At 60.2% G+C, this 20012-nt stretch carries 18 protein-coding genes and 1 pseudogene; 11 read left to right on the top strand and 8 right to left on the bottom strand.

Annotated features, from left to right (window positions below):
- Nucleotides 1-7: 7 nt before the first annotated feature.
- From H7C18_RS26950 to H7C18_RS26945, 3 genes and pseudogenes are all read left to right on the top strand, one after another.
- Nucleotides 8-1909 (top strand): cache domain-containing sensor histidine kinase, encoded by a 1902-nt coding sequence (locus H7C18_RS26950; RefSeq protein ID WP_238357982.1) that lies wholly within the window; start codon nt 8-10, stop codon nt 1907-1909.
- Nucleotides 1910-2126: 217 nt separating this feature from the next.
- Nucleotides 2127-2240: pseudogene (locus H7C18_RS35855) on the top strand (uracil-DNA glycosylase); the annotation flags it as partial.
- Nucleotides 2241-2283: 43 nt separating this feature from the next.
- A complete protein-coding gene (locus H7C18_RS26945) occupies nt 2284-2625 on the top strand; it encodes a uracil-DNA glycosylase family protein (protein ID WP_337913911.1) in 342 nt (113 codons plus the stop codon).
- Between the two features lie 18 nt (nt 2626-2643).
- Here H7C18_RS26945 and H7C18_RS26940 read toward each other — a convergent pair whose 3' ends face one another.
- From H7C18_RS26940 to H7C18_RS26930, 3 genes are all read right to left on the bottom strand, one after another.
- Nucleotides 2644-3642 carry an aldo/keto reductase gene (locus H7C18_RS26940; RefSeq protein ID WP_185132230.1) on the bottom strand — a complete coding sequence of 333 codons (999 nt, stop codon included), beginning with the start codon at nt 3640-3642 and terminating at the stop codon, nt 2644-2646.
- Nucleotides 3643-3672: 30 nt separating this feature from the next.
- The gene (locus H7C18_RS26935) at nt 3673-4257 is read right to left on the bottom strand and encodes a Uma2 family endonuclease (RefSeq protein ID WP_185132229.1); all 585 of its coding nucleotides are present in this window, start codon (nt 4255-4257) and stop codon (nt 3673-3675) included.
- A gap of 139 nt (nt 4258-4396) precedes the next feature.
- Complete coding sequence (locus tag H7C18_RS26930) at nt 4397-5314, bottom strand: aldo/keto reductase (RefSeq protein ID WP_185132228.1); 918 nt, start codon at nt 5312-5314, stop codon at nt 4397-4399.
- Nucleotides 5315-5585: 271 nt separating this feature from the next.
- On the opposite strand from H7C18_RS26930, the gene H7C18_RS26925 reads away from it, so the two are divergent.
- Nucleotides 5586-7052: a glycoside hydrolase family 32 protein gene (locus H7C18_RS26925; RefSeq protein ID WP_185132227.1), complete on the top strand. Its 1467-nt coding sequence runs from the start codon at nt 5586-5588 to the stop codon at nt 7050-7052.
- Between the two features lie 266 nt (nt 7053-7318).
- Here H7C18_RS26925 and H7C18_RS26920 read toward each other — a convergent pair whose 3' ends face one another.
- Nucleotides 7319-7972, bottom strand: coding sequence for a DUF2306 domain-containing protein (locus tag H7C18_RS26920; RefSeq protein WP_185132226.1), 654 nt, complete (start codon nt 7970-7972; stop codon nt 7319-7321).
- 36 nt (nt 7973-8008) lie between these two features.
- Entirely contained in the window at nt 8009-8221 is a 213-nt protein-coding gene (locus tag H7C18_RS26915; RefSeq protein ID WP_185132225.1) for an SHOCT domain-containing protein, read from the bottom strand.
- A gap of 210 nt (nt 8222-8431) precedes the next feature.
- Between H7C18_RS26915 and H7C18_RS26910 the strand changes: the two genes are divergently transcribed.
- Both H7C18_RS26910 and H7C18_RS26905 read left to right on the top strand, forming a co-directional pair.
- On the top strand, nt 8432-9121 hold the full coding sequence (locus H7C18_RS26910) for a response regulator (RefSeq protein WP_185132285.1): 690 nt from the start codon (nt 8432-8434) through the stop codon (nt 9119-9121).
- Nucleotides 9118-10224: a sensor histidine kinase gene (locus tag H7C18_RS26905; RefSeq protein WP_185132224.1), complete on the top strand. Its 1107-nt coding sequence runs from the start codon at nt 9118-9120 to the stop codon at nt 10222-10224. Before H7C18_RS26910 ends, H7C18_RS26905 begins: the two co-directional genes overlap by 4 nt.
- On the opposite strand, the gene H7C18_RS26900 is transcribed toward H7C18_RS26905, so the two are convergent.
- Entirely contained in the window at nt 10221-11969 is a 1749-nt protein-coding gene (locus H7C18_RS26900; RefSeq protein ID WP_185132223.1) for a glycoside hydrolase family 2 protein, read from the bottom strand. The two genes, H7C18_RS26905 and H7C18_RS26900, sit on opposite strands and share 4 nt — an antisense overlap.
- Before the next feature lie 159 nt (nt 11970-12128).
- On the opposite strand from H7C18_RS26900, the gene H7C18_RS26895 reads away from it, so the two are divergent.
- On the top strand, nt 12129-13046 hold the full coding sequence (locus H7C18_RS26895; protein WP_185132222.1) for an ArsR/SmtB family transcription factor: 918 nt from the start codon (nt 12129-12131) through the stop codon (nt 13044-13046).
- A gap of 39 nt (nt 13047-13085) precedes the next feature.
- Here the strand turns inward: H7C18_RS26895 and H7C18_RS26890 are convergent, their stop codons facing one another.
- Nucleotides 13086-13967: a LysR substrate-binding domain-containing protein gene (locus tag H7C18_RS26890; RefSeq protein ID WP_185132221.1), complete on the bottom strand. Its 882-nt coding sequence runs from the start codon at nt 13965-13967 to the stop codon at nt 13086-13088.
- Between the two features lie 138 nt (nt 13968-14105).
- Here H7C18_RS26890 and H7C18_RS26885 point away from each other — a divergent pair, with 138 nt between their 5' ends.
- From H7C18_RS26885 to H7C18_RS26875, 3 genes are all read left to right on the top strand, one after another.
- Entirely contained in the window at nt 14106-15338 is a 1233-nt protein-coding gene (locus H7C18_RS26885) for an MFS transporter (RefSeq protein ID WP_185132220.1), read from the top strand.
- A gap of 458 nt (nt 15339-15796) precedes the next feature.
- Nucleotides 15797-16375, top strand: coding sequence for a hypothetical protein (locus tag H7C18_RS26880; protein ID WP_238357981.1), 579 nt, complete (start codon nt 15797-15799; stop codon nt 16373-16375).
- A gap of 2 nt (nt 16376-16377) precedes the next feature.
- On the top strand, nt 16378-17514 hold the full coding sequence (locus tag H7C18_RS26875) for a hypothetical protein (RefSeq protein ID WP_185132219.1): 1137 nt from the start codon (nt 16378-16380) through the stop codon (nt 17512-17514).
- Nucleotides 17515-17574: 60 nt separating this feature from the next.
- Here the strand turns inward: H7C18_RS26875 and H7C18_RS26870 are convergent, their stop codons facing one another.
- Nucleotides 17575-18651, bottom strand: coding sequence for an LLM class flavin-dependent oxidoreductase (locus H7C18_RS26870; RefSeq protein ID WP_238357980.1), 1077 nt, complete (start codon nt 18649-18651; stop codon nt 17575-17577).
- Nucleotides 18652-18895: 244 nt separating this feature from the next.
- Between H7C18_RS26870 and H7C18_RS26865 the strand changes: the two genes are divergently transcribed.
- Nucleotides 18896-19759, top strand: a complete 864-nt coding sequence (locus H7C18_RS26865; protein WP_185132218.1) for a hypothetical protein — start codon at nt 18896-18898, stop codon at nt 19757-19759.
- Nucleotides 19760-20012 lie beyond the last annotated feature (253 nt).

Here is a 20012-nt window from a genome sequence, read left to right as displayed (position 1 = left end):
CGCATCCTTGAACCGTTCGCCGGCGGCCGCATCGGGCGGAAGCGCAGGGGGCGGCCTTGGTGCCGTTCTCCGCATCGTCCGGCGCTTCTCGATTCCGAGGCAATGGCTGCTCGCGTACCTGCTGCTGATCGTCGTTCCGGCCGCGCTGTTCCTATACGGTTACTACGAGCGTTCCGCTTCGATTCTGAAGAGCGAAGTGATCCGGACGATGCAGCAGGCGCTGAAGCAGGCGGGCAGCAACCTCTCTTACCGGCTGGAGCACATCGAGGACATCAGCGACGCCGCTTTCATGAACGCGAATCTGCACGATTATCTTTCCGTCGGGGCCGATGACAAGTCGATCGCCGTTCAACTGCAGGTCATTAAGGACTTGCGCTATCTCGTCACGACCGTACAGACCAACTCCGATGTGTTCCGCGTGCGGCTGTTCGTCGACCGCTCGAAGATTTACGCGGAGGAGAAGATCAACTTTTTCTCGCTGGACAGCCTCAAAAGCAGGCCCTGGTACAACGCGATCATCGATGCGGGCGGCGGCATCGTGTGGACCGGCGATTATCGGGAGACGTATCTGGACGCGGGGGACATGAACATCTTCTCCGCCGCCCGAATGCTCCGGGACCCGGACGACTACGAGAAGGTGTCCGGCGTGCTGATGATCGACGTGCAGGAGAAGCTCCTGTCGGACATTTTCTCGACGCTGCAGTTCGCGCCGGGAACGCAGGTCTATCTCGTGGATTCCGAAGGAAAGATCGTATACCATCCCGACCGGACGAAGATCGGCACGGAGGCCGATTCGGCCATCCTTGATATGCTTCGGCTGGGAAGCGAGGGAAGCCGAGCGATCAAGCTCGGAGGAGAAGTTCACGACGTGATGTTCACGACGCTGCCGGCCAACGGCTGGAAGCTGGTGGCGCAAGGAACCGAATCCCAGCTCTCGCACCGGGCGGTCAAGCAGACGCAGCGCTCGGAATGGACCTCGCTTCTTGAATACGTCGCTTTGTTCCTCGTGCTGCCTTTCGTGCTGCTGGCCATTATCGTTCGGGGAATGAACCGACGGGTGAATCAGGTCATCACGGTTATCCGCAAGGAAGGGACGGAAGGCTTGAACGATCTCCCGCCCGTCAACGGAGATTTTCATATGCTCGAACGGAGCGTCGACAATTTGATCCTGCGGGTCCGCACGCTGGTGGAAGAGAAGTACAGCGCCCAGATTCACGAACGCGAAGCGCAGCTTCAGGCGCTGCAGGCGCAGATCAACCCGCATTTTCTCTACAACACGCTAGATACGATCAATTGGATCGCGATCGGCCGGGGCGCGTCGGATATCAGCCAGATGATCGACAGCCTGGCGAAGTACTTCCGCCTCAGCCTGAACAAAGGCAAGAACATCGTCAGCGTGGAGGACGAGCTGCAGCTCGCCGAAGTGTACCTGGAAATCCAGCAGAGCCGGTTCCCGAATACGTTCGAATTCAAGCTGGACGTTCAACGCGGACTCGAAGCCTGCCGCATGCCGAAGCTGATCCTGCAGCCCATCGTCGAGAATGCGCTTCTGCACGGGATCCGCAAGAAGAAGGACAAGAAAGGCGCCATCCTCATCTCCGTTCGGGAGGACCGCGGCGATCTTCTCCTGTCCGTGTCCGACAACGGAATCGGCATGGAAGAACGGCTGGCGCGCCGGCTGCTGACGGAAGCGCCGGCCGAAGACCGGACGGGCGGCTCGTCGGGCGGAAGCTCCTATGGATTGTTCAACGTCAACGAGCGGATCAAGCTGTACGCCGGCGACGATTACGGGATCTCCATCGACTCCGAACCCGGCGCCGGAACGACGGTAACGGTGAGGCTGCGTGCCGAACGTCAGGAGACGCCGGAGGAGACGGAGGAGCCGGAGCGCGGCGGGGGCGGAACTTAACGTAACGGAAGGCGGGTCGGGCCGCGATCGGTTTTCGCACCGGATCATCCCTCTGCACGAGAGGGAAACGGCGTTCCCTATTCGGGAATACTGGGGACAGGAGGTGCGTCGCTTGGAGCAGTCGGCGAATGGGCAATCGATCGTCTTGCCGGAAGAAGCGCCGCCGCCGAGCGCGCGGCCGTGCGACCGCTGCGGACTATGCGGGCAAGGAACGCGGATGGTCTGGGGAGAAGGCAATCCGCGTGCGCGGATCATGATGATTCTGGACAATCCCGGCGCCCGGGAGGATCGGGAAGGACGCGAGTACGTATGCGGAACGCGCGAGACGCTTCAACGGGGCATGCGGGAAGCGGGGTTGCCGGCGGATTCCGTCTATGTCACCTATTTTGCTGAAAAGAAGACCGGTCCGCGCTTACGACAAGCCTGCGGCGAGAGCGGCCTGCCTGACGCACCTGCAAGATCAGCTGCGGCAAAAAAAGCCAATGTTGCTCATGGGCTTCGGAAACGTCGTGGCGGAGGCGCTGCTTCCCGAAGCGGAGGCCGGCGTGAAGGAGCTGCGGGGAGCCTGGCAAGAATTCGAAGGAATTCCGATTCGCTTCACGTACCACCCGCTGGCCGTTCGCAGGCGTCCCAATTTAACGCCAAATTTTACGGAAGATCTCCGCGCGTTCGCGGCCCGCTGGCGGGAAGAGGCTTGCCAAGAGGAATCCCTCTAAGCAAGCCTCTTCTCCATGCTACTTGAACCGGTAAGCCCGCGGCTCGTTAAACCAGAAGCTGCCATCCTGCGAGTAGTCCCGATACGGGCTCGGGGACAAGAGATCGACCTGCTTCCGGTCATCGTCGGTCAGCTGAACCTGAAGCGCTTGAAGGTTGGATTCGAGCTGCTTCTCGCTGCGGATGCCGACGACCGGAATGACGCTCTTCCGGTCCAGCAGCCAGGCCAAGGCGAACTGGCCGAGGCTTATTCCGCGCGACTCGGCCCATTGAGCCAACCGCTCGACCTTCTCCAGCTTCGCCCGGTTCGCTTCGGAAGCTACATCCATCCGCTCGCCGCGGGAGTTGTCCGGCAGCGGGCGTCCCGCGCGGTACTTGCCCGACAGCCAGCCGCCGTCCAGCGGCGAGTAGGCCAGCGTCGCCAGTCCGTGGCGCTCGGAAGCCGGCAGAATCTCTTGTTCGATCGTACGATTGAACAGATTGTACGAGGGCTGGTTCGTGACGAAGCGCTCCAGGTTCATGCGATCGCTCGTCCAGAGCGACTCGACGATTCGCCAGGCTTCGAAGTTGGAGCAGCCGATATAGCGGACCTTGCCCTGCTTCACCAGATCGTCCAGCGCCCGCAGTGTCTCGTCCAGCGGGGTATGCGGGTCCGGGCGGTGCACCTGGTAGAGGTCGATATAATCGGTGTTCAGCCGTTTCAGGCTGGCTTCGACCTGCCGCATGATGCGGTAGCGGCTGGCTCCTTCCCCGTTCGGCCCCTCCTGGGTGCGGACCTTGAACTTGGTAGCGACGATGACGCGATCCCGGCGGTCCCTGATCGCTTTGCCGATGATTTCCTCGCTCGTCCCCTTGCCGTACGTATCCGCCGTGTCGAGAAAGTTGATGCCGGCGTCCAGCACCCGATGAATGATCGACAACGAGGTACGCTCGTCCAAGTCCCAGTCCCCGTACGTCATCGTTCCGAGGCAGAAACGAGAAACCTGCAAACCCGTTCTGCCCAGATAGGTATATTCCATGGCGAGTTCCCTCCCCTAATCGATTCAGATCTAATCGAACAAATCTTGAAGAGACAATTGAACGCAAGGAACGATCCCGGATTCAACGACATCGCCGCGTTTGTAAATATGCCGCAAGGAGAATCGCCGCTCTTCGACATCAAGAACGTGCTGCTCCAGCAATTCATAAACCGGATCGATTATCCAGTACTCCTTGACACCGAATCGGGCATACTCCAGTCTCTTCTCAGTCTTGTCCTTCTGCGCCGTGGAAGGAGAGAGGATCTCCGCCGCCAGATCGGGAGCGCCTTCAATTCCACGTTCCGTAACAATGGTAAGGCGTTCGTTGGAGACAAATATAAAGTCGGGTTGGCGAACATGGTAACGCGACAAAATGACGTCAAGCGGCGCGAAGAAAAATTGGCCGGACGGTTTGCAATGCGATTGAAAGGAGGCTGTCAGATTCCTCAATATTTTCTGATGCTTTGTCCCCGGAGAAGGCGACATCGCTTGAAGGACGCCGTCGGCGACTTCGTAGCGGTTGCCGTCATCGGGCAAGTTGGCATAGTCTTCGTAGCTGTAAGGTTCTTCGCGGATAAGATGTTCGGGTACGCCGGAGGATTTCTCGTATTTCATAAGGACTCTCCGATCCGCGAACGGAATCATAACGGAATGTCTGTTCGCATTTTCATTGTATCAAACGCCTCGGGTTTCGACAACGAAAAAACAGGCTTCAAATGGAAAGTCCCTTCCACTTGAAGCCTGCTTGCGTTCCTTAAGGCAGAATATTGCCTGCCGCGCGGAAGATCTCGTACCATTCCTCGCGGGTCAGGTAGATGTCGCTGGCCTTGATGCAATCCTGCAGGCGGCCGATGTTCATCGTGCCGGTGACCGGCTGCATCTTCGCCGGGTGGCGCAGCAGCCAGGCGATGGCGATCGTCGTGTTGCTGACGTCGTACTTCGCCGCCACTTCGTCGATCTTCTTGTTGAGCTCCGGGAATTTCTCGTTGCCGAGGAACACCCCTTCAAAAAATCCGTATTGGAACGGAGACCAAGGCTGAATCGTGATGTCGTTCAGGCGGCAGTAGTCGAGCACGCCTCCGTCGCGGTTCACCGCGGCGTCGTTCTCCATGTTGACGTTGAAGCCGCTGGCGATCATCGTCGTGTTGGTGATGCTCAGCTGAAGCTGGTTGGCGACGATCGGCTGCTTCACGTACTTCTTCAGCAGGTCGATCTGCCGCGGATGCTGGTTGGAGACGCCGAAGTGCCGGACTTTCCCCGAGGTCGCGAGCTGATCGAACGCTTCCGCCACTTCCTCCGGCTCGACGAGCGTATCCGGGCGGTGCAGGAGCAGCACGTCCAGATAGTCGGTTTTCAGCCGCTTCAGAATGCCGTCCACGGACGACAGGATGTGCTCCTTGGAGAAGTCGAACATTCCTTTGCGGATGCCGCACTTGGATTGCAGAATGATCTTCTCGCGAACGTCGTCGTTCATATGAATCGCTTCCGCGAAGATCTCCTCGCACGTCCCGCCGCCGTATATATCCGCATGATCGAAGAAATTCGCGCCCGCTTCCAGCGACGCTTGCACGAACCGCTCCGCCTCGGCTTTGCCGAGCGAGTTGATGCGCATGCAGCCGACGGCGACGACAGGCACTTCCAGCGAGCTGGTTCCCAGCTTCATCGTTTTCATGAATGGATTTCCTCCTTAGAGATAGGGCTCCAACTGGCTCGTCCCTTTACCTTTATTGATTGTGGCACAACGGCCGGAAGGTTACAACTTCGCTCCCCATTATAGGTAAGGTCGGAGCCGATTGTAAGACGTGAAATGCTTTTCCCTAGGTAAACCGCGCGTCACTACCTATACTGAAGGTTACTAAGGCTTGCGCCGAAAGATCTTGCATTGGAAAAAAAGAAGGGCTACGATAGCGGTGACTCCGGACAATAAAGGCGGTGGCAGCCCTATGAATCCTAGCAGCGGGCAAGACGATCAGCGTCCTCGGCTTCATTTCACGCCTCCCGGCAACTGGATGAACGACCCGAACGGGCTCGTATTTTGCGAGGGAGAGTATCATCTGTTCTACCAGCACCATCCGTTCGACTTGCAATGGGGGCCGATGCACTGGGGGCATGCCGTCAGCCGCGATCTGATCCATTGGGAGCATCTTCCGATCGCGCTCGCTCCCGACGAGCACGGAACGATCTTCTCGGGCTGCGCGGTGGTCGACGAGAACGATACGTCGGGGTTCTTCGGCGGCGGAAAAGGACTGGTCGCCGTCTTCACCCAGCATGCCGAGCGTCCGCAAACCCGCGAGCCGCTGCAGCGGCAGAGCATTGCGTACAGCAAGGACAACGGCCGAACCTGGACGAAATACGCCGGCAATCCGGTCCTGGGCGACGAGTCCGTTCTCGACTTTCGCGACCCGAAGGCGATCTGGCATGAAGCGGCGGCAAAGTGGGTCATGGTGGTATCCGCAGGAGATCGCGTCCGGTTTTATACGTCCCCGGATTTGAAGGAATGGACGTTTGCGAGTGACTTCGGAGCGGGGGAAGGAAGCCATGCCGGCGTCTGGGAGTGCCCGGACCTGTTCGAGCTCCCCGTAGACGGCGGGGCCGCGGGCCGCAAGTGGGTGCTGATGGTCAGCGTCGGGGGCGATCCGGACGACCCGGCGGGCTCGGGCACGCAGTATTTCGTCGGAAGCTTCGACGGCACGGCCTTCGTGAACGACCATCCGTCCGATACGGTGCTGTGGATGGATCGCGGACGGGACAATTACGCAGGCGCGACCTGGTCGAATATTCCCCGCGAAGACGGCCGCCGTCTTTTCATCGGATGGATGGTCAACTTGAAATATGCTGGCGTTACGCCGGCGACGGTCTGGAGAGGCGCGATGACGCTTCCTCGGGAGTTGACTCTGGCGGATACGGCGGAGGGCCCGCGCATCGTCCAGCAGCCTGTCGCCGAAGTCGAGCGGCTTCGGGAAGAGATCGGCCGGTGGAGCGATACCGTGCTTCGTTCGGGCGCCGAATGGACCGGCGACGCCTCCGGCAACGCTTTGGAAGCGGTTGCCGAATTCGAGCCGGATACCGCCGCGGAAGTCGGCATCCGGTTCGGGACGGCGCCGGGGGAAGAGACGATCGTCGGCTATGACGCGCGGCGGGGCGAGCTGTTTATCGACCGAACCTGCTCCGGCCGGACCGATTTTCACGAGCTGTTCCCCTGCAGGCACGCCGCGCCGCTCGACCCGGCCGAACGGCGGCTCCGGCTGTGGATCTTCGTCGACCGCTCCTCGGTCGAAGTGTTCGCCGGCGACGGGAGGCTCGTTATGACGGATCTGATTTTCCCGTCGGGCCCGAACCGGAGCGTAGCGTTATATTCCCTCGGTGGAGACGCCAAACTGAGTTCCTTGACGCTGTATCGTCTCGCTTAAACAGGATTTTCTCCCTTTATTGGCCCACGATGGCGTCCCTTCACGGCCTGAACGGGAAAAGCTCCGTTTAATCGGCCCCAGAATCCCAAAATCGCGGTCCATGGCCCGAATAAGAGGAGCACTTCCCGTTCGTTCCTGCCGGCAAGCGTATTTTGCGTCAAGGAAGGGAGATTTTCCAGTTCGTTAAGCCGGAACCGGGCCGCACCGTTCAAAACGGAAGTCTGGAGCGGAAGATCCGAGGACGGCTCAGTCGGTTTTGCTTGTCGTCACGACAGGCTTCGGTCCGAGACGCTCGGCGGCAGCGCGGGGCGCAGGCGGATGACGGCTTCGGCCAGCAGCGGAAGCAGCGCGATCGATCCGAACACGCTGATGGCGTAGCCGGTCTCGTACGTCATGCCGATCATGCCGTGGAAGACGGACAAGAGAGCGTGAATGGACAGGTTCGTGAAGCAGAACAGGTAGCTTCGAATCATCCATTCGCGATGCTTGGCGATCCGCTTGCGCTTGATCTGGACCAGCGCGATGACCGTGAACGCCATCCAGACCAGATTGAGCAGGTTGAACGCGGAGCTGACCGCTCTTCCGCCGGTCGCATGGGGGGCCATGTACCCGGATGTCGCGCACACCGCCAGTACGGCCGCGATATAGACGTAGCCGGTTCCCCGGTGAAGCTGGCGGTTGCGCCGCCGCAGCCGCTCGGAGAAGTTCAAGGCGCCCGCGGCCATCGCGAGACAGGCGGAGGCCACGTGGAAGTCCAGCACGCGGAGCCAGGCCGGGAGGCGGATCGGATGCAGAAGATTCGTCTTATGGCTGAGAAAATCGGACGTCTGCGGGTCGACCGCGAAGTGGGCGGCCAGCGTCCAGAGCACGTACCCCGCCGCGAAGACGACGAGGACGGGATAAAAAATTTTGCCGTTCATAGGACCCCTCTCCGGGCAGCGGCAGGGCGCCGCCCTTTACTTTTCCGACAACACTTGCTTGGTTCTCCGATATTCCGCTTCGTCGATCTCCCCCTTGGCGTAGCGGCGCATCAGCTCGTCCAGCGGCCGCCGGCCGAAACCGCGGCCTTCCTGCAGGCGAATGAAGCGGAAAGCGGCGAAAAGGACCAAGGCGAACGCGATCAGCCATTCGACCGACGCCCAGTTCAATCCGTTCGTTCCGGATTCCATAAGAACCCTCCTTTCCTCAAGTCTGCAGCCCATGCTCCCCAATATAGCCGCCAGCTGTATCGGAACGAGCGAACCAATCGTCACGAAACCATCAACATACCGTCCCAAAACGCAAGGCGGCAGCACGTGGCCGGGAGGGATGCTATACTTACCATGATCCGGCGGCCCGGGAGAAGGCCGCCGCAGAAGCAAAGAAGGCGGTGCATGCGCGTGAGCGAACGGCAGACGGTACTGGTCGTCGACGACGATCCGAGCATCGTCGAGTTGATGAGAGATTTCCTGGAGAACGACGGGTTCGAGGTCGCGACCGCGGGCGAAGCGGAGGAGGCGCTGGCTCGGTTCCGGCAGCTGAGGCCGCAATGCGTCCTGCTCGACATCATGATGCCCGGGCAGAACGGCTTCGACGTCTGCCGGAAGATCCGCGCGGAGAGCGACGTGCCCGTTCTATTCCTCAGCGCGCGCGGCGACGACGTGGACAAGATCCGGGGGCTGGGGCTCGGAGGCGACGACTACATCGTCAAGACCGCTTCCCCCGGCGAGATCGTCGCCCGGGTGAAGGCCGTCCTGCGACGGTATCAGCCTTCCCGTTCTCCGGCTCCGCCCATGCTGAACTACGGGCGGCTCCGACTGGACCTCGCCTCGCGGGACGTGTTCGTCGGCGATCGCCCGGTCTCGCTTACGCCCAAGGAATACGAGCTGCTGCGCCTCCTGTGCGAGCACCCCCGGCAGGTGTTCACCTATGAGCAGCTGCTGGACCGGTTCTGGGAAGGGGTAGGAGACAAGCATACCGTTCGCGTCCATATCGCCCGCCTGCGCGAGAAAATCGAGGCCGATCCCGACAGCCCGCAAATCTTGACGAACGTATGGGGAGTCGGTTACCGGCTGGAGGCGGAGCTATGAGAAGGACCCTGCGCGTTCGGGTGCTGGCGGCGGCGGCCATGCTGGCGTTCCTCAATCTGGTCTGGATGATTTATGTCGCGGCGCATTACGCGCTGACCGGCACTTGGGATCTGGAATCGGGAGGACCGGCGGGTCTGTGGGTCGCCGCGCCGGCCGGTTTGCTGCTGGTCGTTCTGGCCATCGGATACGGACTTCGCCGGTCCATCATCCGGCCGCTCGAATCGCTGGGCCGGGCGGCCCGGCAGGTGGCTGACGGGGATTGGGACATCGAGCTGCCGTCTTCGGGCATCGCGGAGATTGCGCAGGTGCGCAGCGGCTTCGAGGTCATGATCGGCAGCCTCCGGCGTTCGTTCGCCGAGCAGGCCGAGTGGGAGGAAGAACGGCGATTCTGGATCGGCGCGATGGCCCATGATTTGCGGACGCCCCTGTTCGCCATGAAAGGATACCTGGACGGGCTGGAGCAGGGGATCGCATCGACGCCGGAGCAGATGAAGAGATACGTGGCGGTATGCAAAGAAAAGGCGAACGACTTGGACCGGCTCGTGTCGGACCTGTTCGCGTTCGCCAAGACGGAGTATTTGGAGCAGAGTCATTATAACGATACCGTGGATTTTCGCGCGGTGCTGAGCAAGTCGGCGGACGGCATGCGGCCGCTGGCGGAGGCCAAAGGGGTCTCCATTCGGACGGAGCCCGCCGGCTCGCCGCTCCTGATCAAGGGGGACGCCCATCTGCTGGAGCGGGCCGTCAACAACCTGCTCGACAACGCGGTGCGGCATACGCCCGCGAACGGCAGCGTGTACGTGCGATGCCGCGAGGAGAACGGGAGCGCGCTGCTCTCGGTGCGCGATACGGGCACGGGGTTCGCCCCGTCGGAGCTGCCGCGCATCTTCGACCCGCTGTATCGCGGCGAAGCGTCGCGGAACCGGACGACCGGGGGCGCCGGATTGGGCCTCACCATCGCCCGGCGCATCTTCAAGGCCCACGGCGGCGACCTGTCGGCGGCGAACGCTCCGGAGGGAGGCGCCGAGCTGACGGGGCGGATACCGGTCAACTCGGATCGCCAAGCCCCGGCTTCCCGAGAGAGCGCCCTCGGCGCCGATTAATCCTCGATCGCGGCCCGGCGGCTGTTGATGCGCCGAATCGCCTCAGGGTCGAACTTCGGCTTGCGGTCGTACGTGTACAGCCCGTTCACTTCCTGCTCGACGTCGTAAAGCTGCGTATAGCAGAAGCCGAACATCATCGGATGGTCGAGCAGCGCGTCGGTCAGGCCGGCATAACGGGAGAGGAACTCCTCCTCGGTGGTCGGCCGATTGCCGTAGCCCCACGACTTGGCGTCCTGCTGGCCCGGGTTCCACCAGATGCCGCCGTATTCGCTGACGAAGTACGGCTCGCCGCGGTACGTCTGCCGTTTGGGGAACGTGACGTACACCTCGCCGCCCGTCTTCATCGGCTCGTAGCGCGCCCGGAACGTCTCCGGGTTCTGGTCGTAATCGTGCACGTCGAAAATGTCGGTGACCACATGGAAGTTGCCGCTCGTGTCGATGACCGGCCGGGTCGAATCGATCGCCTTCGTCGTCTCGTAGACGATCCGCAACACCTCGTTATCCTGTTTCGTGCCGTCCCGGTCCCACGTTTCGTTGAACGGGCACCAGCCGATCAGGGCAGGATGGTTGAAATCCCGTTCTACGGCTTCAATCCACTCCGGCAGGAAACGCTCCAGGCCGTGGGGCGTCGTAATGTCCAGCCCCCAGTTGCCCTGTTCTCCCCAGACCAGATAGCCGAGGCGGTCCGCCCAATACAAGAAGCGCTCCTCGAATACCTTTTCATGCAGCCGAGCCCCGTTGAAGCCCAGACCCATCGAAATTTCAATGTCCTTGCGCAGGTCTTCGTCCGTCGGCGCCGTGTACACGCCGTCCGGGTAAAATCCTTGGTCGAGCACGAGCCGCTGGAACACCGACTTGTCGTTGATCCGGAACGCCATGCCGTCCAGGCGGATCGAACGCAGGCCGAAGTAGGAGCCGACTTCGTCGGGCGCCGCCGTGCCGCCGCTCACCTTCAGCTTCAGGTCGTACAGCTTCGGATCCCCCGGCTGCCACAGATGAACTTCCGACACCGGCAGCGTGAACCGGACGGACGCTCCGGCGATCCGGGCGGTTGCGCGGCCGACCTCTTTTCCTCCATAGGACGCCATCGCTTCCAGCGCGCAGCCGGCCGCAGGTCCGCGAAGCTTCGCTTCGATCTGGACGCAGGCGTTGTCCGGATCCGGGTAGAGCTTGAAGGAAGCGATCGAGGCTTCCGGCACATGCTCGAGCCACACCGTCTGCCAGATTCCCGTCGTGCGCGTATAGTCGCATCCGTGCGAATGGAACAGCGCGCTCTGCTTGCCGCGCGGCTGCAGCCCCGTGCGATTGTCGTCTTCCGCGTACACGGTGATCGTATTCGCGCCGGCTTCCAGCCGATCGGTAATATCGAATCGGAAGGAGCTGTATCCGCCCCGGTGCGTGCCGACGGATTGGCCGTTGATCCACACCTCGGCGTCGTAATCGACGGCTCCGAAATGAAGCAGCACCCGGCCGCCGGTCCATTCCGCGGGCAGGTCGAACGTGCGCTTGTACCACACGGCGGACATGAAATCTTTGTACTCGACGCCGGACAGCTTGCTCTCCGGGCAGAAAGGAACCCGAATGCTGCGGGAGAACTCCTTGTCCGACGCGAACCACTCCCGCTGCTTGCCGCTGCGTCCGGTATCGATCTCGAACTGCCACTCCCCGTTCAGATTCAGCCAGGAGTCGCGCACCATTTGGGGACGCGGATGCTCCGGACGGGGGATCGTTCCATTCGCCGACATTGCCGTCACTCCTTTTGGATAACTTTTGAGTTAATTAATTAACCGAATACGATTCCAAAGCCATCTTACTTTCTTTGTTCTTTTGATGTCAATAGAAGTTGATCGATTAACCTACAGGTTATATAATGAATCCGTTCAAGCACCGATAAGGAGGATCCCATGCTCATTTTGGAGGTCGGACGCGACCATTTCCGTTTTCTCGAATGTCTCGCTTCGGAGACGCGGATCCGGATTCTGGAGCTGCTGAGCGAGAATCCGATGAACATTCGCGATCTGGCGTTGACGCTGGGCGTATCTTCGGCCATCACGACCAAGCACGTTCAGAAGCTGGAGGAAGCCGGCATCGTGAAGTCGGAGAGCGTCCCGGGTAAACGCGGCACCCAGAAAGTATGCTCGCTTGCGCTGGACCAGGTACTGCTGCAGTTCCGCTCGTCGAAAAAGGAGCCGAACGTCTACTTCAGCTCGATTCCGGTCGGCCAATATTCGTCGTTCGAGGTCAAGCCTACATGCGGGCTGGCCTCGGATTCGAGCGTGATCGGCATGATTGACGATCCGCGCTATTTTGCGGATCCGGAGCATGTGAAAGCAAGCATCGTCTGGTTCGGCAGCGGTTGGGTGGAGTATCGCATCCCGAATTTCCTGCTTGCCGGCCAGCGGCTGAAGGCGCTGGAGATTTCGCTTGAGATTTGCTCCGAAGCGCCCGGCTATAACGAGCAATGGCCTTCCGACATTACGTTCGAGATCAACGGCGCGCGGATCGGGACGTGGACCTGCCCCGGGGACTTCGGAGCGCAGCGCGGCGCTTATACGCCGTCATGGTGGAACTTGGGCACCAATTACGGCCTCCTGAAACGGCTGACCGTCGGAGACGGCGGCTCGCATATCGACGGCACGCGGCTGTCGAGCGTCACCGTGGGCGATCTGGCCATCGGCTACGGCAAGGACATTTCGCTGCGCATCCGGTGCGACGAGACGTCGGAGCACTGCGGCGGCGTGACGCTGCTCGGCCGGTCGTTCGGGAACTACCGGCAGGATATCGAAGTGGCCATGCGATACGAGTCCGCTAGAGCGGACTAAAGCAAATCAAAACCCGCCGGTCTTCCGGCGGGTTTTGATTTAAGCGAATTGACGGATCAGAAAGGAACGGAACAGCTCGGCCGACGGGGAGATCGTCCGGTCCTTCAGCCAGGCGAGGCCGATCTCCCTGCGGCAGGCCGGTTCCGTGACGCGAAGCCGCTTGATCCGGCCGGAGGCGATGCCCGAGAAGGAGGGGATGAGCGTGACGCCGATGCCGGAAGAGACGAGCACGGTCACGGTGGCGACGTCTTCTCCCTCGAACACGACGTTCGGAACGAAACCCGCCTGCTTGCAGAACCGTTCCGTCAACGTGCGCATGCCGTAGCCTTTTTTGAAGCTGATGAACGGGTCCTGTCCGAGCTCCTCCAGCTTGATGGAATCCCGCCCCGCCAGCCGGTGACCGGCCGGAACGTACGCGAACAGCTCTTCTTCGACCAGCTTGTGCCAGACGAGCGAATGCGGCGGCTCCAGCTGGCCGACGATGCTCAGGTCGACTTCGCGGTCCAGGAGCTTCTGCACGATCGCGGTTGTCGTATTCTGATGAAGCAGCAGCTCCACGCGGGGATAGCTCTGGTTGAACTTGCCGATAAAGTCGGGCAGCAGGCTCAGGCCGACCGTCATGACGAAGGCGAGCGACACCGTTCCCGTAGACGGATCCTTCAACTGCTGAAGCTCCCGCACGCCTTCCTGAATCTCCTGCAGCGCCGTGTCCACTCTCCGGAGGAACAGCTTGCCGAAATCGTTGAGCCGCACGGAGCGGCCGACGCGATCGAACAGGGAGACCCCGAGCGTATCTTCCAGAAGCGTGATGGAGCGGCTGAGCGCCGGCTGCGAGATCGCCAGCCGCTCCGCCGCTTTCGTGAAGTGCTCCGTCTTGGCCACCGCCCGAAAATACTCCAACTGCTGCCACTCCATCGCCATCCCCGCTCTCTTGTATTGATAACGAAATTGCATGATTTGGATAACAATAATAAATTAGACGTTATGACTTGTCAAAGGTAAACTAAGAGGCGAACGAAAAGACAGCTTAGAAGATACTCGTTGGGGGTTAGGAATAAGATGCAAACGCATATCGCGGACGGCAGCGGGGAATATCGGAGGGCGATGCTGGGCATGCTGCTCGGGAGCCTGGTGACGTTCGCCATTCTGTATAGTCCGCAGACGCTGATCGGGCCATTCGCCGAGCAATTCGGGATCGCGCCTTCCGCGGCCAGCCTGGTCATCTCCTGCTCAACCTTGACGCTGGCGGTCAGCATGCTGCTCGTCTCCGTCTTCTCGAACGCCTGGGGCAGAAAAAACTTGATGAGCGCCTCGCTTCTCATCACCTCGGCGCTGGCGATCGCCTCCGCCTTTTGCCACGATTTTCATGCGCTTCTCGTCCTTCGCCTGCTCGAAGGCATCAGTCTTTCCGGTTTTCCGGCGATTGCCATGACCTACTTGAACGAAGAAATCTCCCCCGGCAGCCTCGGCAAAGTGATGGGCGTCTACGTGGCGGGCAACGCCGTCGGCGGATTCGCGGGCCGGATCGTCGTCAGTCTGCTGACGGACCTGTTCGATTGGCACGTCGGCATGCTCGCGGTGGGGGTCGTCAGCATGGCGTGCAGCGTGCTGTTCCTGCTCCGCCTGCCGGATTCGCGGAATTTCAAGCCGGAAAGTGTCTCGTTCCGGCATTGGATCGGCGGGTTCAAGAGCGGCTTCTCCGACCGGAGGCTGCCGGTTCTGTACCTCGTCGGATTTCTTCTGCTCGGAAGCTACGTGACTCTGTTCAACTATATCGGCTATCCGCTGTCCCGGCCCCCCTTGAACCTGAGCCAGACCGTGATCGGTTCGCTCTTCGTCTTCCAGTTGGTCGGGTCTTGGAGCTCCGTCGTGTTCGGCAGGCTGGCCGACCGCCATTCCCGCGCCGGACTGATCGGCGTCGGCGTGGCGCTATCGCTGCTCGGGGCGGCCCTGACGCTGTTCGGCCACTTGATCCCGATGATCGCGGGCATCGTTTTGTTTGCCTTCGGATTTTTCGGCGGGCATACGATTGCGAGCGGATGGGTGGGGAAAATCGCGCCTCCGGCGCACAAAGTGTACGCGTCATCGCTGTACCTGCTGTTCTATTACTTCGGCTCCAGTCTGATCGGCGCTTCCGGCGGCGTGTTTTTGACGGCTTACCGGTGGCCCGGCGTCATCGGCCTCATCTGCGGCCTTCTCGTGGCGGTCGCCGGGCTGGCGGCGGTTTTCCTCCACCGGAAGCCCGTATCTTCGGGCAAACGGGCATTGTCTCGGGCGGCGGAACGCGGCTGAGCGGGCTGAGGCGTCTTTATAAGGGAAGGGACTTTCGGAAATGTCGAAGGTCCCTTTTTTTGTTGCCGCGCGCTAACGGCACGGCGTGTCGCGCCCGCGTCCAAGCACGCGGGGCTGTCTCGCTCCCAACGAAACCAAACGATCTTATTTGGCGAAAAATAGAGCGGTTTGCGTTGTAACGAATCGTAGGAGGCTTATGGGCCCGTTTGACTCGGCAGACGTCCAGCATCTGCTCTCATAAGGTCTGTCCGTTTCGTTACGTTCGTCCCATCCTTAATTTTCCCGGGATAGCGCCGCTGAGATTCGTTAGCCGTTCGCGCTCCCCGGCGGCCGTCCGACTGACGCCCTGCTCCTTGCAAAAAATGTAGAAATAGCTCGAACAATTGGCAGGATTTTCAGGATATTTATGGAATTCACTTCTGTTGGTCATATCATATACAGAGGATGTGTCGTTTTTTTTGGCTCAAGCAGAAGGCTCCAACAGGGGAAGCACCAAATTATTGGCATTGGGTTGTTTGGGTTTTATCGGGGTCGTGCTGATTATCGTGTTGATCGGCGCCGCCGTCATATGGGGCCACCGCAATACCGCGGTCGCGCTTGACGAACAGATCAAAGCCCAGTACCTGTCCAACCAATCGAATTACGACAACATGTGGAAACGGTTCAAGGAGATGGCGCAGGTCACCGACATGCAGGCGGACGACATGAAGAAGGTATACGGCGATATTATCTCCGGCCGATATCAGGACTCTTCGCTGTTGTTCCAGATGGTACAGGAACAGAATCCTCGAATGGACAGCTCGCTTTACACGAAGCTTCAGAACGAGGTGTCGGCGGGAAGAACGGAGTTTGACCGCAACCAGAAGGAGGTTCTCGACCAGATTCGGGAATACAACACCTTTATCCGCAAGCACGTGATCATGAATGCGATTTTCCGTTTCAAGGAACTGGACGGATCCAAATACATGATTACTTCGGACCGCACGAGCAACGCGTTTGAAACCGGCAAAGACGACGAAATCAAGCTTAGGGAGTAGACATGGCCCACTGGATCGCGTTTTTTGCCGTGCTGCTGGCCGGTTTCTTTATCGAGATCCTTCGCGGCCGGCGATTTCGCCGTTGGCTGTTCGTCAGCTTCGTCGCGGCGGTATTCCTGGCCGGGACCGTTCTCGCAGATTATTATTGGCAGACGTACGATACCGAGGTCTGGTCGGGAACCGTCAGCTCTGTCGATCATAAGGAAGAATGGGACGAATACCATCCCGAGACCACTACGTGCACGAAGGATTCTTCGGGCGAGGAAAGCTGCACGACGCACGAGGCGTACTGGGAGCATCATGATGCCAAAAACTATATCTATACGACGGACGGCGGAGAGATCAAGGTGGACAATCCGTACGAGAACGGCCGTTCCTTCGACGATGACTATCCGAATTCCGACGCGGAGCTGGCGCAATTTTTTCCGATCGGCTCCCCTTCCGCTTCCGTGCATCATTACGTGAATCGGGTCAAAGCTTCCTACAGTATTTTCAAGAACAAGGATATCGATCTCGACTTGTACCCCGATCTGCCTGCCTACCCGGACGTGGTCTATGGATATACGGATATCCCGCGGATCGTCGGAGACGTTCCGAACAAGCAGGCGGCCGAGGCTTACTTAAATCAGGCGAATTCGCTTTTGAACAAGCAGGTGGACGATCCCGACAATCCCGGCAAAACGAGATCATGGAAAGAAGTGAACCTGATCTTCGTCAACCTGGGGGCGGACAAGCCCCGGGAGTACGGGCTGGCGCTGCAGGACAAGTGGGAGAACGGGAACAAGAACGATTTTATCGTCAGCTTCAGCATGGATTCCGGCGGCCGGTTTCAATGGGTGTACGCTTTCTCGTGGAGCGAGACGGATATTCTGAAGCTGGAAGTTCAGGACCTGATGATGGGAATGGGTCCGGTGACCGACTTCAACGACGTGATCTATCCCGTTGCGGGCAAAGTGGCGGATCTGTTCGTACGCAAGCAATTCGCGGACTTCAACTACCTGCAGATCGACCCGAGCGGATGGGCGGTCGCCGTGATCTGGGTGCTGGAGATGGGCTTGATCTTGATTCATGCCTGGTTGGCGTTCAGGAGAAAAGCGAGAGTGAGGGCCGCCGCCGGAGGCTTTTTTCTTGGGGGCTGACGGGCGAGACGCGCGAAGGGCAGAGCCGATTCGGCTCTGCCCTCTTGCCGCTCTTCTCTCTCAGCCGCCGCCCTCGATGCGAGCCAGTTCCTTGCGCACGATCGGAACGACGCGGGTTCCGAGCAGTTCGATGGAATGCATGATGTCGCGGTGCGGGATCGTGCTGATGTCGGCATGCAGGAAGAAGCGGGTGACGCCCAGATTCTTGCGCAGCAGCACGATCTTCTCGGCGACGTATTCGGGATCGCCCACATAGAGGACGCCCCGCAGGCTGCATGCCGAATCGAACGTATCGCGGGAGTACGGCGGCCAGCCGCGTTCCCGGCCGATGGCGTTCATCTGGGCCTGCACGGACGGGAAAATGAGATCGCCCGCCTGCTCGCGGCTGTCGCCGACCAGGCCGTGCGAGTGCGTCGCGATCTGCAGCTTGGCGGGATTGTGTCCGGCCTGCTCGGCGGCCTTCTTATAGAGAGCGACGAGCGGAGCAAATCGCTCCGGCATGCCGCCGATGATGGCGAACACGATCGGCAGGCCGAGCGAGCCCGCCCGCACGGCGGACTCCGGATTGCCGCCGCTGGCGATCCAGACGGGCAGCGGCTCCTGCACCGAGCGCGGGTAAACGCCCAGGTTGTCGATAGCGGCGCGGTGGCGGCTGCCGCGCCAGCTTACTTTCTCCGACTCGCGGATGGCCAGCAGCAGCTCCAGCTTCTCCTCGTAAAGCTCGTCATAATCGTTCAGGCTGTAACCGAACAGCGGAAAAGATTCGATAAACGATCCCCGACCCGCCATAATCTCGGCGCGGCCGTTCGAGAGGGCGTCCAGCGTCGAGAAGCTTTGGTATACGCGTACCGGGTCGTCCGAGGACAGGACGGTGACGGCGCTTGTCAGGCGAATGTGCTTCGTGCGGGTCGCGGCCGCCGCCAGCACGACGGCCGGGGCGCTGCTCGCGTAGTCGGGCCGGTGATGTTCCCCGATTCCGTAAACGTCCAGCCCGACCTGGTCGGCCAGTACGATCTCTTCGACGGCGTCGCGCAGCCGCTGCGTCTGACTGACCCGTTCTCCGGTGGCGGGATGGACCGCCGTCTCCAGGAACGTGCTGATTCCGATCTCCATGAACGGCTTTTGTTGCGGTTCCATGTTGAGCCGCCTCCTCTTTTTTACGATTACTATACTATAAAAATTAATGTTTCTCAAATATAGTTAGCAAATAAACTTGGCTTCCGAGTATAGACGATATCGATGGGGAACAAGAAAAAGAAGCGTTTTGCTTCATTTTCCGTTGACGCGGCTATCATTCCTCCCAAACATTTCCTTGATACAGTGGAAACAACTTGCCGCGCCGCATTCGGTATCCGGCAAGAATCGAGGGAGGGATTTGTTGATGAAACGCAAAGTCATGATGTTCGCCGCCGCCGTTCTGGGAACCGGAGTTCTGCTGTCCGGCATGTCGAACACGGGAACGGCTCATGCATCGGGTGTAGCGACCCCGAACTACGAAGTGAAGTGGTATCTGGATCCGGCGATCGTCCTGAACTCGGATCACAAGCTGAAGAGCGATGTGCTCAGCGAGTTCGGCATGCCGTCCACGGTCGAGAAAATGAACGTGGAATACCTGGACAGCAACGACCTGGACTTGAACAATGAAGGCTGGGAGGTCCGCATCCGCAAGATGGAATCGGACGGCGACGAGGACTTCGAGCTGACGTACAAGAAGCGTTATCCGATCGTAAACGGCAATCTGCAAGCCGCGCTGGACGAAGCGGCGGCGGACGGGTTCGACGCGGACGAGGAGGATTACGAGGCCCAGGTCGATTGGGGCTACTCCACCCAGACGCTCAGCTTCAGCAACGACAAGGACGAAGAGAAGTCCGGCTATGACGGCATGGAGCTGCCCGATGCGGACGATTCCCGCGACATGGCGGTTGACCGTCTGCCGGGCAAGATGGAGGACTTGAACTCCGACGACTGGGCCAAGGACATTCTCAAGGATGCGCATATTTACGGACCGGTAAGCGCCAAGCGGTCGATCGGCCAGTGGAACGGCGAGAAGCTGTATATCGAAGTCTGGGAGATCAAGAAGGCGTCGGGAAGCGGCTACGACTACATCGTCGAAGCTTCCTTCAAGGAGGATGACGCCGCCGTCGCTTCGACGAAGCGGGACGCGCTGAAGAACGAGCTGATCTCCAAGGGCTGGTTCCTGCCCCAAGACGGTCTCAAGACTTCGCTGATCCTGGAACGCTATTAAAGGAAGCGGGGCGGACAAGCCCCGTCCGAATCCGCAGCCCGTTCAAGGGCTGCGGATTTTTTTGTCCCGCGTGCCCAGCGAAGCACGCATTCTCTAGCCGGTGAAAGTCCGGTCACGGGAGGGGCCAAGTCCCCGTGTAGCTAGGATGCCTGCGTATGGCGAAATCTGTGCGTAGAAGCGCATCGACGGAAGTACCTGTCAGAGACAGGGCGAGCAACAGACCAGGCCGCAACATGAAGTGAATCCTGCCGCG

The organism is Cohnella zeiphila (assembly GCF_014212055.1).
GTDB classification, from domain to species: domain Bacteria; phylum Bacillota; class Bacilli; order Paenibacillales; family Paenibacillaceae; genus Cohnella; species Cohnella zeiphila.
The sequence above is the reverse complement of the archived record's forward strand: the minus strand, read 5'-3'. Positions and strand labels throughout refer to the sequence as shown.

What these genes read in the sequence shown, in the direction of transcription:
- H7C18_RS26865 (WP_185132218.1), top strand. Translation starts at nt 18,896, where the DNA reads ATGAAACGCAAAGTCATGATGTTCGCCGCCGCCGTTCTGGGAACCGGA.
- H7C18_RS26945 (WP_337913911.1), top strand. Translation starts at nt 2,284, where the DNA reads ATGTCACCTATTTTGCTGAAAAGAAGACCGGTCCGCGCTTACGACAAG.
- H7C18_RS26870 (WP_238357980.1), bottom strand. Translation starts at nt 18,651, where the DNA reads ATGGAACCGCAACAAAAGCCGTTCATGGAGATCGGAATCAGCACGTTC.
- H7C18_RS26885 (WP_185132220.1), top strand. Translation starts at nt 14,106, where the DNA reads ATGCAAACGCATATCGCGGACGGCAGCGGGGAATATCGGAGGGCGATG.
- H7C18_RS26915 (WP_185132225.1), bottom strand. Translation starts at nt 8,221, where the DNA reads ATGGAATCCGGAACGAACGGATTGAACTGGGCGTCGGTCGAATGGCTG.
- H7C18_RS26895 (WP_185132222.1), top strand. Translation starts at nt 12,129, where the DNA reads ATGCTCATTTTGGAGGTCGGACGCGACCATTTCCGTTTTCTCGAATGT.
- H7C18_RS26940 (WP_185132230.1), bottom strand. Translation starts at nt 3,642, where the DNA reads ATGGAATATACCTATCTGGGCAGAACGGGTTTGCAGGTTTCTCGTTTC.
- H7C18_RS26930 (WP_185132228.1), bottom strand. Translation starts at nt 5,314, where the DNA reads ATGAAAACGATGAAGCTGGGAACCAGCTCGCTGGAAGTGCCTGTCGTC.
- H7C18_RS26875 (WP_185132219.1), top strand. Translation starts at nt 16,378, where the DNA reads ATGGCCCACTGGATCGCGTTTTTTGCCGTGCTGCTGGCCGGTTTCTTT.
- H7C18_RS26900 (WP_185132223.1), bottom strand. Translation starts at nt 11,969, where the DNA reads ATGTCGGCGAATGGAACGATCCCCCGTCCGGAGCATCCGCGTCCCCAA.
- H7C18_RS26935 (WP_185132229.1), bottom strand. Translation starts at nt 4,257, where the DNA reads ATGAAATACGAGAAATCCTCCGGCGTACCCGAACATCTTATCCGCGAA.
- H7C18_RS26925 (WP_185132227.1), top strand. Translation starts at nt 5,586, where the DNA reads ATGAATCCTAGCAGCGGGCAAGACGATCAGCGTCCTCGGCTTCATTTC.
- H7C18_RS26920 (WP_185132226.1), bottom strand. Translation starts at nt 7,972, where the DNA reads ATGAACGGCAAAATTTTTTATCCCGTCCTCGTCGTCTTCGCGGCGGGG.
- H7C18_RS26905 (WP_185132224.1), top strand. Translation starts at nt 9,118, where the DNA reads ATGAGAAGGACCCTGCGCGTTCGGGTGCTGGCGGCGGCGGCCATGCTG.
- H7C18_RS26890 (WP_185132221.1), bottom strand. Translation starts at nt 13,967, where the DNA reads ATGGCGATGGAGTGGCAGCAGTTGGAGTATTTTCGGGCGGTGGCCAAG.